This window comes from Variovorax sp. W1I1 (assembly GCF_030815625.1).
Classification (GTDB): domain Bacteria; phylum Pseudomonadota; class Gammaproteobacteria; order Burkholderiales; family Burkholderiaceae_C; genus Variovorax; species Variovorax paradoxus_C.
Genome location: NZ_JAUSWZ010000001.1, coordinates 6,391,689 through 6,407,656, shown reverse-complemented (window position 1 = coordinate 6,407,656; position 15,968 = coordinate 6,391,689). Strand labels below are relative to the sequence as shown.

Sequence of the window (15,968 nt, the reverse complement as noted above, 5' to 3'; positions counted from 1 at the left end):
CAGGCAAAAAAAAGCCCGCTGGCGCCGAAGCGCTCGCGGGCTGAACATCCAAAGGAGACCTCGCTTGAAAAACTCGTTACGAAGAATTGTTCTTGTGAAGAAAAAGGATGGTGGTCATCCGGCTGGGGAGCCCCCGATGAGGGCTCCCCAGTGGCCGATCAACGGTTGTAGGCAGTCTCGCCGTGCGAGGAGATGTCGAGGCCTTCGCGCTCTTCTTCTTCCGACACACGCAGGCCGATGGTGAGGTCGGCGATCTTGAAGGCGATGAACGCCACCACGCCCGACCACACGATGGTCAGCAGCACGCCCTTCAGCTGGATCCAGACCTGTGCGCCGATGCCGTTCGAGACGACGCTGGCCGTGACCCAGTCGCCCACGAGGCCGGGGCCGCCCAGGGCCTGGGTGTTGAACACACCGGTGAGCAGCGCGCCGACGATACCGCCGACACCGTGCACGCCGAACACGTCGAGCGAGTCGTCCGCGCCGAGCAGCTTCTTGAGACCGTTGACGCCCCAGAGGCAGGCGAAGCCGGCGATGAAGCCGATGACGATGGCGCCCATCAGGCCGACGTTGCCGGCTGCCGGGGTGATGGCCACGAGGCCTGCAACAGCGCCCGAAGCGGCACCCAGCATCGAGGCCTTGCCGCGCATCAGCGCTTCACCGATGCACCATGCGAGCACGGCGGCGGCGGTGGCCGAGAAGGTGTTCATGAAGGCGAGCACGGCGCTGGTGCCGGCTTCCAGGGCCGAACCTGCGTTGAAGCCGAACCAGCCGACCCACAGCAGCGAGGCGCCGACCATGGTGAGCGTGAGCGAGTGCGGCGTGAAGGCTTCCTTGCCGTAGCCCACGCGCTTGCCGATCAGGAAGGCACCCACGAGGCCGGCGACGGCTGCGTTGATGTGCACCACGGTGCCGCCTGCGAAGTCGAGCGCGCCCCACTGCCAGATCAGGCCGGCCTTGGCGTTGTTGGCATCCACCACGCTGGCGGAGGTGTAGGCGTCAGGGCCCATCCAGAACCAGACCATGTGAGCCAGCGGTGCATAGCTGAAGGTGAACCAGATCACCATGAACAGCAGCACGGCCGAGAACTTGGCGCGTTCGGCAAAGGCACCCACGATCAGGCAGCAGGTGATGCCGGCGAACGTGGCCTGGAAGGCGGCGAACAGCAGTTCGGGGATGTAGACACCCTTGCTGAAGGTTGCGCCGGCTGCGAACACGCCGGTGGCCGGATCGAAGATCCCCTTCATAAAGAGCCTGTCGAATCCGCCGATGAAGGCATTGCCCTCGGTGAACGCGAGGCTGTAGCCGTAGATGAGCCACAGCACGACGATCAGCGAGAACGTGACCATCACCTGCATCAGCACCGACAGCATGTTCTTGCTGCGCACGAGGCCGCCGTAGAACAGCGCGAGGCCGGGGATGGTCATCATGATCACGAGCAGCGTGGACAGCATCATCCAGCTGGTGTCGCCCTTGTTGAAGGACGGCGCGGGTGCGGCAGCAGGTGCTGCTTCGGCCGCGGCGGGTGCTGCAGCTGCTGCGGCGGCAGGCGCTGCAGCGGCGGGAGCGGCCGCGGGTGCTGCGGCAGCCGGCGCGGATGCGGCGGGCGCTTCAGCAGGCGCGGCGGGTGTCTGTGCGAAGCCGGACGTGCCGGCGGCGAGAACGCTCAGGCCGAGCGCAAGAGAGACAAGCAGTTTTTTCATAGTCGTTGTTCTTTCGGGCCAGACTCGATCAGAGGGCTTCGCGGCCCGTTTCGCCGGTGCGGATGCGTACGACCTGCTCGAGGTTGTAGACAAAGATCTTTCCGTCGCCGATCTTGCCGGTGCGGGCGGCACCTTCGACGGCTTCGATCACGCGATCGACCAGGTCGTCGGAGACGGCCGCTTCGATCTTGACCTTGGGCAGGAAGTCGACCACGTACTCCGCGCCGCGGTAGAGCTCGGTGTGGCCCTTCTGGCGGCCGAAGCCCTTCACCTCGGTGACGGTGATCCCCTGCACGCCGATCGCCGACAGTGCTTCACGCACTTCGTCGAGCTTGAACGGTTTGATGATGGCTGTGACCAGCTTCATGTGAACTTCTCCTTTGGATGGAAATGAAATGGTGCGGCAGCTTGGGCCGCACCTCGTTGTTTTTATTTAGAGCGTCTTCGTCAGCGTGAGGATGAAGCGCGCCTTGTTCGGCGAGTAGTACGTCGTGCCGAAGGTGCCGAAGTCGGGGATCTCCAGGCCAGGGTTCGCGACGACCTGGTAGTTCGCCTTCTTGTTGGCGCCCTGCACCGAGCCGGTGAGCGACAGGCCATTGCCGAAGTCGTACGAGGCGCCGACGTTGTAGTCGACATAGCTCTTGTAGCCCAGGCTGCGGATGTCGCTGGACATGTTGGTGAAGCCAACGGCTGCCTTCAGCGTGACCTTGGGCACGATTTCCTTGCTGTACGCGAGGTTCAGGTAGCCGGTGTTGCGGCCCTTCAGGCCCGAGCCGGCCTTGTTGCCTGCGTAGCCGAAGTAGTCCTTCGACACGGTGTGCGAGTACTTGGCGGTGAACGAGCCGAAGGTTTCGTCGGCGTAGGTGGCGCCCAGGTAGAGCTCGGTGGTGTTGCCGGCGGAGTTGCCCGGGTAGATGTAGGTGAGGGCACCGACGTCCATGTCGATCGGGCCGGCCTTGAACTTGTAGCCGCCGTACAGGTCGGTCTCGATGCTGTTGCCCTTGAGCCAGTTGACGCTCGAGTTCCAGTTGCCGACGTAGAAGCCGCTGTCGCCGAAGGCGTAGTCGAAACCGCCCTGGATGGCGGGCTTCAGGCCGCGGGTCTTGGCGTAGTCGTTGCGGCCGATCATGTCCTGGTCCTGCCCGCGGAACTTGTAGTTCGTGGTCAGCGAGATGTTGCCGGTCAGCGAGGGGGCCGGGGCGGGTGCCGGATCCGCCGGAGCAGCTGTCTGCGCCAGGGCGGCGCCCGATGCGGTCAATGCAGTGGCCAGAACGATCAGCGCCTGGACGGCGGAACGGTGCGTCATCGGGAAACTCCTCGCAAGTAAGTAAGTGTTGGGGGACCTGACACCCTCAAAGCAGGGAGCGTGCCAAAGTGCACGAATACCTTCATCCAGCAGGGAGCGAATGGCTGCCGATGAGCGCCAATTCGTTACAAGCGTTGTTTCGATCGGTTGCAGGCACCAGCGTGCCGCGCGGCCGCGGGGTCAACAAAAGATGGATGCACCATCTTGGGGAGAGGGATAAAAATGAGTCTGTCTTTGGTGCAAAGCCGCGCTTTGCTTGGGCTGGAAGCGGCCGATGTCACGGTCGAGGTGCATCTGGCGAACGTTTGCCCAGTTTCACGCTCGTGGGGCTGGCGGAAACCGAGGTGAAGGAATCGCGCGACCGGGTGCGCTCGGCGATCCAGAACGCGGGCCTGGAGTTTCCGAACAACAAAAAAATCGTGGTGAGCCTGGCGCCAGCCGACTTGCCGAAGGATTCCGGCCGCTTCGATCTGCCGATTGCGCTGGGCATCCTCGCGGCCAGCGGGCAGATCCAGGGCGTGCGGCTGGCCGGGCACGAGTTCGCGGGCGAGCTGTCGCTGTCGGGCGAGTTGCGGCCGGTGCGCGGCGCGCTGGCCATGGCGCTGGCCCTGCACACGCGCGGCGTCGCGACGAAGCTGGTGCTGCCGATGGACAGCGCGCAAGAGGCCGCGCTGGTGCCCGGCGGCGAGGTGTACGGCGCGAGGCACCTGCTCGATGTGGTGCGGCAGTTCCTGCCCGAGGACGACAAGGCCGCGGCACCCGAGCCCTCCGACGATGGCTGGGCGCGGATCCACGTCACACCGGGCGTCGCCGCATCGCAGTACGCGGACCTGGCCGAGGTCAAGGGCCATGTCGGAGCCAAGCGCGCGCTCGAGATCGCCGCGGCCGGCGGCCACAGCCTGTTGATGGTGGGCGAGCCGGGTTCGGGCAAGTCGATGCTCGCGCAGCGCTTTGCGGGCCTGCTGCCGGCGATGAGCATCGACGAGGCGCTGGAGAGCGCCGCCGTCGCGAGCCTGGGCGGGCGCTTCGCAACAGAGCGATGGATGTGCAGGCCGACTTCGGCGCCGCATCACACCTCTTCCGCCGTCGCATTGGTCGGTGGCGGCTCGCCCCCGCGGCCGGGCGAGATTTCAAGAGCGCATCACGGCGTGCTGTTTCTCGATGAGTTTCCCGAGTTCGCGCGCTCAGCCTTGGAAGCGCTGCGCGAGCCGCTGGAGACCGGCACGATCACGATCGTCCGTGCTGCGCGTCGCGCCGAATTTCCTGCGCGCTTCCAGCTGATCGCGGCGATGAACCCCTGCCCTTGCGGCTATCTCGGTTCGTCGCTGAAGTCTTGCCGCTGCACGCCGGACCAAGTCTCGCGCTATCAGGGCAAGCTCAGCGGGCCGCTGCTGGACCGCATCGACCTGCACATCGAAGTGCCCGCGGTGTCGGCGGAGCAGCTGCTCAATTCACCTCCGGGCGAATCGACCGAGAGCATCCGCAGCCGCGTGGTGGCGGCGCGCGAACGCGCGATGCAGCGCCAGGGCCACGCCAACCAGAACCTGCAGGGCAGCGCGATCGACAAGCATGCGGAGCTGGACGCCACGGCGCTCAAGTTCATCTACAACGCGGCCGCCAAGCTGGGGTGGTCGGCGCGCAGCACGCACCGGGCGCTGAAGGTGGCGCGCACGATTGCGGACCTGGCTTCGTCGGAGACGGTGCAGGTCGTGCATGTGGCGGAGGCGGTGCAGTACCGCAGGGGGTTGCACGGCGTGGCGTGAGGCACGCCGCGCCGATGATCCGGGCTACAACAGGCCGCGCGCGCCCAGGTTGCGCATCAGCGCACTCAGCCCGAACGTCCAACGCGGCGCCTTGTCCGAATGCACCACGCGGTTGAACAACGCACCCAGTTCCGGCGCACCGACGCGCACATGGTCCCCCACCACATGGGTAAACCCCTGCCCAGGCCCATGCCGATCCTGCGTCGGCGCGAACATCGTGCCCAGAAACAGCATGAAGCCGTCCGGGTAATCATGGTGAATGCCAACAGCCTGCGACACGATGTCCAACGGATCGCGGCTGATCTTCGTGAGCGAGCTCGAGCCTTCGAGCACGAAGCCTTCGGGTCCGGTCACCTGAAGCCCAACGGTGATGCGGCGCACATCGGCGATGCCGAAGTGCTCGTCGAACAGGCGGATGAACGGACCGATCGCGCACGAGGCGTTGTTGTCCTTCGCCTTGCCCAGCAGCAGTGCGCTGCGGCCTTCGAAGTCGCGCAGGTTGACGTCGTTGCCGAGCGCGGCGCCCAGCGTCTCGCCGCGGCTGTTGACCGCCAGCACGACCTCGGGCTCGGGGTTGTTCCAGACCGAGCCCGAGTGGATGCCCACGTCAGCGCCGGTGCCGACGGCGGCGAGCACCGGGGCCTTGGTGAATATCTCGGCATCGGGGCCGATGCCCACTTCGAGGTACTGCGACCACACGCCCTGCGCGATCAGCACCTCCTTGACCCTCGCGGCCTCGGGCGAGCCGGGCACGATGTCGGCGAGGTTGTCGCCGAGCACCTTGCCGATGGCCGCGCGCGTGGCCTCGGCTTTGGACGCATCGCCGCGAGCCTGCTCCTCGATCACGCGCTCCAGCAGGCTCGCCACGAAGGTCACGCCGCTGGCCTTGATGACCTGCAGGTCGCAGGGTGCGAGCAGCCAGGGCCTGGCGTTGTCGCGCGCGGTCTCATCGCTGTTGGCGAGCACTGCATCGATTGCGGCGATGCGCGGCGCCTTGCCGCTCTTGAGCGCATCGCGCACGGCGGCGGACGGCGAGCCCTTGGCTTCGAACAGGTCGCTCATGGTCGGCGCGAGCTTCGACAGGTCGTGCAGGCCGCCTTCGTGCACGGCCACCAGCACCGGGCCCACATCGGGTTGCCAGATGCGGCCGACCAGGGTGGCGCGGTCGGCGTCGCTGGGAAGGCTGGTCGAGGTCGTGAGGTTCAGGGCCATGGTGCGATGTGTCTCCGTTGATGGTGTTCGGTGGTGCAGCGCGCAAACGAGCGAAGAGGCCGGTGCGCGACGCCGCATCGTAGCGTCGGCGGTGCGTCCGCGGGCGCACCGGGACACTGAGCTCAGTGCCCCGCGCCGTGCGCCTTCGCGGCGCGTGCGCGCGTCACCTGCGCGGGCAGATCGGTCCACGCCGGCTCCTGCGGTGCGAAGCGCGCGCGCATGTAACCGGCCAGCTCGGCGATCTGCCGGTCGTCGAGCACTTCGCGGAAGGCCGGCATGAAGCCGATGTCGCGGTTCGCCGGCTCGCGCACGCCGTCGAGGATGGTGCGCAGCAGGTTGTCGGGCCGCGCGCTCGTGAGGCTGCTGTTGAGCGCGAGCGGCGTGTTCACGCCCAGCAGCGTGGGGCCGTTGCCGTCGTGGTGACAGGAGGCGCAGGCGCTGTCGAACATGCGCTGCGCGGGGCCGAGCAACTGGCCCTGCTTGCGTGCCGCGTTGTCGATGGCTTGTTGCGCGAGGGCTTGTGGCTCTGCTGCCGGCGCGGGGTTGAATGAGCCGAGGTAGACGGCCATCGCGCGCACGTCGGCATCGGGCACCTGGCCGAGTTCGCGCACCACCTCGGCCATCGGCCCGCCGGCGATGCCGTGGCGTTGCGTGTGGCCGTTGCGCAGGTACCGGTACAGCTCTTCGGTGTCCCATGGCACGGCGGACTTCGACAAGTGTGTGAGCGCCGGTGCTTCCCAGCCATCGACCATCGCGCCCGAGAGGAACGCGCTGCCGCCCTGCTCCGCCCCGAGCGCATTGCGCGGCGTATGGCAGGCGCCGCAATGGCCGAGGCCGTTGACGAGGTACGCGCCGCGGTTCCACTCGGCGCTTTGCGTGGCGACGGGCTGCAGCGGTGCGGGGTCGTGGAAGAGCGCGTTCCATCCGGCCATCAGCGGCCGCATGCTGAACGGGAACTTGAGTTCGGACCTCGGCGTTTCCGCGCGCACCGCGGGCATCGACATGAAGTACGCATAGAGCGCCTGCAGGTCGTCGTCGCTGGTCTTGGCGAACGCTGTGTACGGGAACGCCGGATACAGGTGGTGGCCATCGCGCGAGACGCCTTCGCGCATCGCGCGCTGGAACGCGCTGAAGGACCAGCGGCCGAGACCGGTGTCGGCATCGGGCGTGAGGTTGGTGGTGTAGAGCGTGCCGAAGGGCGTGTCCATCGCGCGACCGCCGGCATTGGGCACGCCGCCGGGCGCGGTGTGGCACACCGCGCAATCGCCGAGCGCGGCAAGCACGCGGCCGCGTTCGATGGTGGACTCGCTGTAGACCGGCGCGGTGAGCGAGACGGGCGCGATGGACGAGCGCCAGCCGAGGAGGCCAGCGATGACGCCGATGCCGCCGATGAAGAGCGCGGCGCCTGTGGCCCACACACCTTTGCGCCGAGGCCACGGTGCATCCGTCTTGCTCCTTCCCCTTCCGGGGGAAGGTTGGGATGGGGGCACGGCAGCGTCACCATTCGAGCGCTGCTCGCCTCCACCTGCCCCCGGAGGCGGCGGAAGAAACTCCCGGTTCAACGCCGCCAACACCGTCTCCGGCGTGAACGGCGGCGCCCTGAACCGCACCCCCGTCGCATCGAAGATCGCATTCGCAATCGCCGCCGTCCCCGGCACCGACGACGACTCGCCCGCACCGAGCGACGGCTCGCCCGGCCGCGGCATGTGCATCACCTCGATCACCGGCACGTCGCGGAAGTTGATGATCGGGTAGCTGCCCCATTCGCGGCTTGCCACCACACCGGTCGGCAGCACGCCCGGCAACTGCGCACCGCCCGACGGCGTGCCCTGCTGCGGCGCGAACTTCACCTCTTCCATCAGCGCACGGCTCGTGGTCTGGATCACGTTGCCATGCACCTGGTGCTCGACGCCCGCCGGGTTGACCATCAGCCCCGCGTCGTGCCCCACCACCACGCGGCGCACATGCACCTCGCCGGTCTTGCGGTTGACCTCGACGTCGGCCACCCACGCGGCCCACGCGGCGCCGAAGCCCGGCCACTTGCTGTGGATGTAGCGGGCGTACGCAAAGCCCTGGCCGAAGAGGATGTCGCCGCCCTCGCCCAGTCCACCGTCCGCGTTCTCCTGCGGGCCGGTGCGCATGCGCCAGCCGGCTTTCTGCGCAGTGGCCTGCACCAGCTCGACCGCGCGCGGATCGTTCAGGTGGCGCAAGCGGAACTGCACCGGATCGACGCCCGCCGCCGTCGCCAATTCGTCGATGTACGACTCGTGCGCGAACGAACTCGGCAGCGCCGACACGCCGCGCAACCACGAGGCGCGCACGATCGGCGCCATGTCGTTGACCTTCACGCGCAGGTTGTCGTAGCTGTAGGGCGGGCGCGAGGTGCGGTCGCCCATCTCGTAGGCCTGCGCGACCGGCTCGATGGTGCGCGTGAGCAGCAGCGCGAGCGTCGGCGCACCGTTCGATGGGTAGGAGGTCTCGAAGTCGTAGGCGGCAATGCGGCCGTCGGCCATCAGGCCGCCATCGACTTCCATGAGTTGCGCGGCGCCCTTGGGCTCCCACGCGTGTTCCTGTTCGCGCGTGAGCTGCACGCGCACCGGCGCACCGACGGCGCGCGCGAGCAGCGCCGCATCGGCCGCCACGTCGTCGGCGCCATTGCGGCCGTAGCAACCCGCGGCTTCCATGCGGACCACGTCGACCTGCACGTCGTCCACGGCCATGAGCTTCGCAAGGTCGGCGCGCAGCACGTGCGGGTTCTGCGAGCCGGCCCACACACGCAACTGCACGCCGCTGCCATCGGCCGGTTGCCAGTCGGCCAGCGCGCAAGAGGGGCCGATGGAAGCGTGCATCTGGTACGGCCAGACATAGGTGCGCTGCATCGGCTTCGCCGCCGAAGCAATCGCGCCATCGACATCGCCTTCATCGACCAGCAAGCGCTGCGTCGAGGGGTTGTCGCGCAGGGCCCGCGCGAGATCGCCGAGGTCAGGCATGCCGGGCCACGACTTCCAGGTGACGCGCAGCTCGCGCAGCGCCTGCTCGGCGTGCTCCTCGCGCTCGGCGACGATGCCGACGAAGTCGCGGACCACCACGACAGCGCGGATGCCAGAAATGTGCGCAATCGACGATTCATCGACCGACTCGAGCGTGTTGCCGATGAAGTCGCCGTGGTCCGCGCCCGCGTACGGCGGACGCACGACGCGGCCATGCAGCATGCCGGGCACGCGCATGTCGTGCACGAACACGAGGTCGCCCGCGAGCTTGGCCGGAATGTCCACGCGCGCCTGGCGCGTGCCGACGATGCGGTAGTCGGCCGGGTCCTTGGGCTTCGCGGCGGGGTCGAGGCGCAACACCGTGCGCTGATGCGCCACGAGGTCCGCGTAATTGATGTGACGGTCCGGTGTCTGCGTGACGCGCACCACGCCGTTGCGTACCTGCAGCGCTTCGACCGCCACGCCCAGCCGCTCGGCCGCTCGCGCCAGCAGCCACGCGCGCGCCTGTGCTGCGGCAAGGCGCAGCGGCTGCGCATGGATCTGGATCGATGCGCTTGCGATCGTTGCGCCCTGGTTGGGGACGCGCGCGGTGTCGCCGAGCATCATGCGCACGCAGGGCATGCCGAGGTCGAGCTCTTCGGCCACGATCTGCGACAGTGCGGTCTGGATGCCGGTGCCGAGATCGACGTGGCCGTTGAGCGCGGAGACGCTGCCGTCGTCCCACACGGCGATCAGGATCTCGTCGCCTTCGATCGGGTTGCCGGCGACCGCCATCGGCTGGCCTTTGGCAGGCACCGGTGCGGGCGGCGTCTCGCGCACGACGAGCAACACACCATCGGCGGCGAGGAACTCCGCGCGGGTCTGCGGCAGGTCGGCGCGGCGTGTCACAGGCTTGCTCCCTCTCCCCTCGGGGAGAGGGTTGGGGTGAGGGAAAGCGGCGATAGCAAAGGCTGTGCTTGTGCGAAGGCCGATGCCCTCACCCTAACCCTCTCCCAGAGGGAGAGGGAACAAGACGGGGAGCGGGGACAAGACCGGCCGCTCATGGATTCACCTTTGCGCTCATGCGCGCGGCCGCGCGCTGCACGGCATCGAGGATTTCAATGTGCGTGCCGCAGCGGCACAGGTTGCCCGACAGCTCGCTGCGGATGCGCGCTTCGCTTGCATGCGGATCTCGCGCGAGCAACGCCGCGGCCTGCATCACCATGCCGTTGAGGCAGTAGCCGCACTGCGCGGCCTGCGCTTCTTCGAAGGCGGCCTGCACCGGGTGCCAGCGACCGCGCATGCCGAGGCCTTCGAGCGTGGTGATCGCGCGACCCGCGACGCCGTGCGCGGGAATCACGCACGACCGCGCGGCCACGCCATCGACATGCACCGTGCACGCGCCGCACTGCCCCAACCCGCATCCGTACTTCGGCCCGTTGAGCCCAAGGTCGTTGCGCAGAAAGTGCAGCAGCGACGCCTCGCGGGGAACACCCGCGAGCGACTGCGCCTGCCCGTTTACCTGCAGGTGCAGCGGCTCAGCGCCGCAACTGGCCGTCACGGGTGTACATCTCCAGGTCCACGAAGGTCGAGCCGTTGTGGTTCTTCGCGCTGTAGTCGATGGGGAAATCGCCGAAGCGCGTGCTGCCGATGCTCTCCAGCCCGGCGATGAAGCTGTCGCGCGTGAGCGTCTTGCCCGCGCGGCGCAGGCCCTCGACCATCACGCGCGCGACGATGTAGCCCTCCAGCGTGGTGTAGCTGTCGATCTTCTCGCCGAACTCCGCGCGGTCGCGCTGGTAGTCGGCCACGATGGGCACGCGCTGCGCCTGCGGCGGCGGCACGATGCTGGCCGTGACCAGTCCGGCGAGCTTGCCGTCCAGCCGCTTGGCCGAGCCCGCCGCATCGGTGATGCCGACCGACAGCGTGTACAGCGGCGCACCCACGCCGCCCGCGCGGTAGTCGCGGATGAAGGTCTCGACCATGCGGCCGGCCATGATCATCACGACCGCGCCGGGCTTGGCCGCGGAGATCTCGGTGGCGACCTGTTTCGCGTCTTCCGCGGTAATGGCCAGCGGCAGCGTCTTGACCACCTGCACCTTGTACTCGGCCGCGAGCTGCTCGCAGGTGGCGAGATTGGACTTGCCGAAGGGACTGTCCTGGAACACCACCGCGATCGACGAGATGCCGATGGTCGAGAGATGGCTGATGATCTTGCGCAGCTCCAGGTCGTAGCCCGCACGCACATGGAACAGGTAGCGGTTGACCTTGGTGCGGAACGAGGTGGTGCCCACCAGCGGCGCGAACATCGGCACGCCCGCCTTCTCGGCGAGCGGCATCGCCGCCGCGAGGTTGCCGGTGGCGACGAAGCCGGTGAGCGCGAAGACCTTGTCCTCATCGATCAGCTTGGCCGTGTTCACCGCCGTCTTCGCGGGATCGTAGGCATCGTCGTACGTGACGAGTTCGATCTTGCGGCCGTTAATGCCGCCCGACTTGTTGACGCGGTCGAAGTAGAGCTTGATGCCCGCGCGATAGTCGACGCCGAAGTCCTTGGCCGGCCCGCTGAACACGGCCGACTGGCCGATGCGGATGGTGGTGTCGGTCACGCCGTTCTCTGCGCGTGCCGGCCGGAGAAGGCCCGGGCCCAGCGCCAGGGCTGCGCCGCCCGCCACCATGGCGCGCCTTGAGATCGAAAGCTTCATGCGTCGTTTACTTTGGAGTTGTTGTGGTGTTGTTGTGGCCGTGGCAGCGGCGCCTTCAGGCGGTCTGGATGTCCGCCGACTGGATGCGCTTGACGCCCTTGGCGCTCATCTGCTTCCATGCGGCGGCAAGCGAGCCGTTCAGGTCGATGCCGCGGGTGGCGTCCTCGATCACGTAGGCCTCGAAGCCGGCCTTGCGTGCGTCCATCGCGGTCCAGGCCACGCAGAAGTCGGTGGCCAGACCCGTGACGAACACGGTCTTGATGCCGCGCGCCTTGAGGTAGCCCGCAAGGCCGGTCGCCGTCTTGTGGTCGGCTTCCTCGAAGGCGGAGTAGCTGTCCATCTCTTTATGAAAGCCCTTGCGGATGATGAGCTGCGCGGTGGGCACCTTCAGCTCCTTGCCGAGCGCGGCATCTTCGGTGCCTTGCACGCAGTGGTCGGGCCACAGCACCTGCGTTCCGTAGTTGAGCTTGACCGTCTCGAAAGGCTTCTTGCCCGAGTAGGTGCTCGCAAAAGACGCGTGGCCCGCCGTGTGCCAGTCCTGCGTGACGACGATGTTCTCGAACGCGGGTGCGAGGCCGTTGATGACCGGGATCACCTCGTTGCCGCCCTTCACCGCGAGCGTGCCGCCGTCGAGAAAGCAGTTCTGCACATCGACCACGATCAGCGCGGCCTTGCTGCCGGGCTTGATCTTGCCGGCCGCGAAGGCGGAGAGGCCGAAGCTGCCGAGCCCGCTCACGAGCCCAAGGGCTGCTGCGGACTTCAAGACGATTCTGCGATGCATGGTGTGGACTCCGGTGGGTTGACGAAAACGATCAGGGAACGATCAAACGCTGAGATACGCGCGGCGCACTTCTTCGTTGGCAGAAAGTTCGGCCATCGTGGCGTGATAACGGATCTGGCCCTTCTCGAGCACATAGGCCCGGTCGGACACGAGTTCGGCGAAGTGCATGTTCTGCTCGGACAGGAGGATGCTCACGCCCTGCGCTTTGAGCTCCAGGATCATGTTGGCCATCTGTTCGACGATGACGGGGGCCACGCCTTCGGAAGGCTCATCGAGCAGCACGAGGTACGGATTGCCCATCAGCGTGCGCGCCACGGTGAGCATCTGCTGCTCGCCGCCGCTCATGCGACCGCCGGGCCGGTTGGGCATCTCGCCGAGATTGGGGAAAAGCTTGAACAAGCGCTCGGGCGTCCACAGTGGCGCCTCGGTGCCGTCGGCCCACTGGCGTGCGGGCTGTTTGCCGACTTCGAGGTTCTCCATCACCGTGAGGTCGGTGAACACACGCCGGTCTTCGGGCACGAAGCCGAGGCCGAGGCGCGCCGCGTGGTGCGGCTCGCTCTTGGAGATGTCGTGGCCGAGGAAGCGCACTGCGCCGCGGCGCTTGGCGAGCATGCCGATCAGCGCCTTCAGCGTGGTCGACTTGCCCGCGCCGTTGCGGCCCATAAGCGCGACGACTTCGCCTCGGCGCACGTCGAGGTCGACGTCATAAAGGATCTGCGCGGCGCCGTACCAGGCGCACAACGCCTTCGCTTGAAGAAGAGGTTCGTGCGTGCTCATGCGGTTGTCACTCCCAGCGCTGCGGCTTTCTCTGCGATCTTCTCGAATGTCTTGCCGCTGCCGAAGTACACCTCCTGCACCTTCGGATGGTCGCGGATCTCCAGCGGCTTGCCCTGCGCGATGAGGCGCCCGCGCGCGAGCACGATCATGCGGTCGGCGTACGCGAACACCACGTCCATGCTGTGCTCGGTGAAGAGCACGGCCATGCCGCGCTGGATCACCAGGTCTTTCGTCAACGCCATGAGCGAGTTGCGCTCCTTGGGCGCCATGCCGGCGGTGGGCTCGTCCATCAAGAGGAGCTTGGGGCTGTTGGCCATCGCGATGGCGAGTTCGACGCGCTTCACGTCGCCATAGGCGAGCACACTGCAGGGCCGGTCGGCCTGCGACTTCATGCCGACCTGGTCGAGCAGCGCGAGCGCTTCGTCGCGCTTGTGGTCGGCCGCACGGCGCCACATCGAGAACAGCTTCTGGTCGTGCGAGAGCAAGGCCATCTGCACGTTCTCGACAACGGTGAGCGAGGCAAAGGTCTCGGCGATCTGGAAGGTGCGGCCCACGCCCTTGCGCCAGATCTCGCGGGGCTTGCGGCCCACGAGCTCATGGCCGTCGAGCGTGATCGATCCCTGGTCGGCCTTCAACTGGCCGTTGACCATGTTGAAGGTGGTGGACTTGCCGGCACCGTTGGGGCCGATGAGTGCGAGCAGTTCACCCGCGGGCAGCTCGAAGCTGATGCCGTCCACGGCCTTCACGCCGCCGAAGGACTTGCCGAGGTTTTCGACTTTGAGGAGGCTCATGCCTTCACCTCCTTGAGCTTGGCGTCTGCTTCTGCGGATTCACTCTTCGGAGCGCGCCAGCGGTCGGCGAGTTGCTTGACGGAGCCTGCGATGCCCTGCGGGAACAGCAGCACCAGGATCAGGATGATGGCGCCGAGCATCGCGCGCCAGTAGTCGGTGTTGCGCGCGACGGTGTCGTGCAGCCAGGTGAAGGTGACGGCACCGACCACCGGTCCCGCCAGCGTCTGGATGCCGCCGAGCAGCACCATCACGAGGCCGTCGACCGACTTGCCGACCGACAGGCTTTCAGGCGAGATGCTGCCCTTGGAGAACGCGTAGAGCGCGCCGGCAAGGCCTGCCACGGTGCCCGCGATGACGAAGGCCATCCATTGCATGCGCTTGACGTCGATGCCGATGGCGTCGGCGCGCAGCACCGAGTCGCGACCCGCGCGCAGCGCATAGCCGAAGGGCGAGAACAGCACGCGGCGCAGCCACCACACGCCCGCGCCAACGAGCACCAGCGTGAGCCAGTAGTAGGCCTGCTTGTTCGAGAGCCACTCGGAAGGCCACACGCCGGTCAGGCCGTTGCTGCCGCCGGTGAAGCTGTCCCACTGGTAGGTGATGGCCCAGGTGATCTGCGCGAAGGCCAGCGTGAGCATCGCGAGGTACACGCCCGAGAGCCGCACCGCGAACCAGCCGTAGACCAGCGCGCCGAGCGCGGCCACGACCGGTGCGACGATCAATGCGAGTTCCATCGGCAGGTGCAGCGAGCGCACCAGCAATGCGGCGCCGTAGGCACCGAGCCCGAAGTACGCGGCGTGGCCGAAGGAGTGCATGCCCGCCGGACCCATGATGAAGTGCAGGCTGGTCGCGAAGAGCGCGGCGATCAGCAGGTCGATCATCAGCACCATCGTGTAGGGCGAATTCACCGTCAGGAACGGCAGGACCGCGAGCATCAGTGCGAGCACCGCGGCGGCGATGAGGTAGGCATTGCTCGGCCGGCGCAGCGGCTCTTCCTGCATGCCGACGTAGCGGCTCGGCGCCTGCGGCCGGCCGAACAGGCCCCACGGCCGCCAGACCAGCACGATCGCCATCACGAGGAAGTCGACCATCAGTGTGAGCTTGGAGAACGACACGTCGACGCCGAAGATCTGCACCACGCCGAGCCAGATGCACACGGCCTTGATTTCGGCGATGAGCAATGCGGCCACGTAGGCACCGGGCAGCGAGCCCATGCCGCCGACCACCACCACCACGAACGCGGCGCCGATGGTGTTCAGGTCCATCTCCAGCGTGGCGGGTTCGCGCGGCAGTTGCAGCGCACCGCCGAGACCCGCAAGCAGTGCGCCAAGCGCGAACACGGCGGTGAAGAGCCAGGCCTGGTTGACGCCGAGGGCGCTGACCATCTCGCGGTCTTGCGTGGCGGCGCGCACCAGCGTGCCGAAGCGCGTGCGGGTGAGCAGCAGCCAGACGAGGCCGAGCACGAGTGGGCCGACGACGATCAGGAACAGGTCGTAGGAAGGAAACTGGCGGCCGAGGATTTCGATCGAGCCCTTGAGGCCCGGCGCGCGCGGGCCGAGCAGTTCGTCAGGCCCCCAGAGCCACAGCACCGCGTCCTTGATGACGAGCACCAGCGCGAAGGTGGCCAGAAGTTGGAACAGCTCGGGCGCCTTGTAGATGCGGCGCAGCAGCAGCACCTCGATCAGCGCGCCGAGCACGCCGACCGCTAGCGCCGCGATCAGGAGCGCAGGCCAGAAGCCCAGGGTCGAACCCAGCTTCTCGACGAGCGTGTACGCGACATAGATGCCGACCATGAAAAACGATCCATGGGCGAAGTTGACGATGCGTGTCACGCCGAAGATCAACGAGAGACCGGCCGCCACGAGGAAAAGCGAGGACGCGCCGGCCAACCCGTTGAGCAACTGAACAACGAAGCCTGAAAAGCTCATAAGGACCCTGAGGAAACTGGAGACACCGCGCCCTGCCCC

The 15,968-nt window shown here is 67.3% G+C and carries 11 protein-coding genes and 1 pseudogene; 1 reads left to right on the top strand and 11 read right to left on the bottom strand.

Annotation, left to right across the window (positions count from 1 at the left end; all coding sequences use genetic code 11):
- Positions 1-158: 158 nt before the first annotated feature.
- The 3 genes from QFZ83_RS29830 to QFZ83_RS29820 form a co-directional block, all read right to left on the bottom strand.
- Positions 159-1,703 (bottom strand): ammonium transporter, encoded by a 1,545-nt coding sequence (locus tag QFZ83_RS29830; protein ID WP_307511971.1) that lies wholly within the window; start codon positions 1,701-1,703, stop codon positions 159-161.
- A gap of 28 nt (positions 1,704-1,731) precedes the next feature.
- Complete coding sequence (glnK, locus tag QFZ83_RS29825) at positions 1,732-2,070, bottom strand: P-II family nitrogen regulator (RefSeq protein WP_007833403.1); 339 nt, start codon at positions 2,068-2,070, stop codon at positions 1,732-1,734.
- Between the two features lie 66 nt (positions 2,071-2,136).
- The gene (locus QFZ83_RS29820) at positions 2,137-3,009 is read right to left on the bottom strand and encodes a TorF family putative porin (protein ID WP_307511969.1); all 873 of its coding nucleotides are present in this window, start codon (positions 3,007-3,009) and stop codon (positions 2,137-2,139) included.
- Between the two features lie 222 nt (positions 3,010-3,231).
- On the opposite strand from QFZ83_RS29820, the pseudogene QFZ83_RS29815 reads away from it, so the two are divergent.
- Positions 3,232-4,772 (top strand): annotated as a pseudogene (locus QFZ83_RS29815) (YifB family Mg chelatase-like AAA ATPase).
- A 24-nt stretch (positions 4,773-4,796) separates the two neighbouring features.
- Here QFZ83_RS29815 and QFZ83_RS29810 read toward each other — a convergent pair.
- From QFZ83_RS29810 to QFZ83_RS29775, 8 genes are all read right to left on the bottom strand, one after another.
- Complete coding sequence (locus tag QFZ83_RS29810) at positions 4,797-5,984, bottom strand: fumarylacetoacetate hydrolase family protein (protein WP_307511968.1); 1,188 nt, start codon at positions 5,982-5,984, stop codon at positions 4,797-4,799.
- 122 nt (positions 5,985-6,106) lie between these two features.
- Complete coding sequence (locus tag QFZ83_RS29805; RefSeq protein WP_307511967.1) at positions 6,107-9,862, bottom strand: molybdopterin cofactor-binding domain-containing protein; 3,756 nt, start codon at positions 9,860-9,862, stop codon at positions 6,107-6,109.
- 151 nt (positions 9,863-10,013) lie between these two features.
- Positions 10,014-10,514 (bottom strand): (2Fe-2S)-binding protein, encoded by a 501-nt coding sequence (locus QFZ83_RS29800; RefSeq protein WP_307511965.1) that lies wholly within the window; start codon positions 10,512-10,514, stop codon positions 10,014-10,016.
- Positions 10,492-11,652, bottom strand: coding sequence for an ABC transporter substrate-binding protein (locus QFZ83_RS29795; RefSeq protein ID WP_307511963.1), 1,161 nt, complete (start codon positions 11,650-11,652; stop codon positions 10,492-10,494). The genes QFZ83_RS29800 and QFZ83_RS29795 overlap by 23 nt, the downstream gene beginning before the upstream one ends.
- A 55-nt stretch (positions 11,653-11,707) precedes the next feature.
- A complete protein-coding gene (gene pncA / locus QFZ83_RS29790) occupies positions 11,708-12,433 on the bottom strand; it encodes a bifunctional nicotinamidase/pyrazinamidase (RefSeq protein ID WP_307511962.1) in 726 nt (241 codons plus the stop codon).
- A 42-nt stretch (positions 12,434-12,475) separates the two neighbouring features.
- Positions 12,476-13,210, bottom strand: a complete 735-nt coding sequence (locus QFZ83_RS29785; RefSeq protein WP_013538683.1) for an ABC transporter ATP-binding protein — start codon at positions 13,208-13,210, stop codon at positions 12,476-12,478.
- The gene (locus QFZ83_RS29780) at positions 13,207-14,001 is read right to left on the bottom strand and encodes an ABC transporter ATP-binding protein (RefSeq protein WP_307511959.1); all 795 of its coding nucleotides are present in this window, start codon (positions 13,999-14,001) and stop codon (positions 13,207-13,209) included. The genes QFZ83_RS29785 and QFZ83_RS29780 overlap by 4 nt, the downstream gene beginning before the upstream one ends.
- Positions 13,998-15,929 carry an ABC transporter permease gene (locus QFZ83_RS29775; protein WP_306880910.1) on the bottom strand — a complete coding sequence of 644 codons (1,932 nt, stop codon included), beginning with the start codon at positions 15,927-15,929 and terminating at the stop codon, positions 13,998-14,000. Before QFZ83_RS29775 ends, QFZ83_RS29780 begins: the two co-directional genes overlap by 4 nt.
- Between the last annotated feature and the right edge of the window lie 39 nt (positions 15,930-15,968).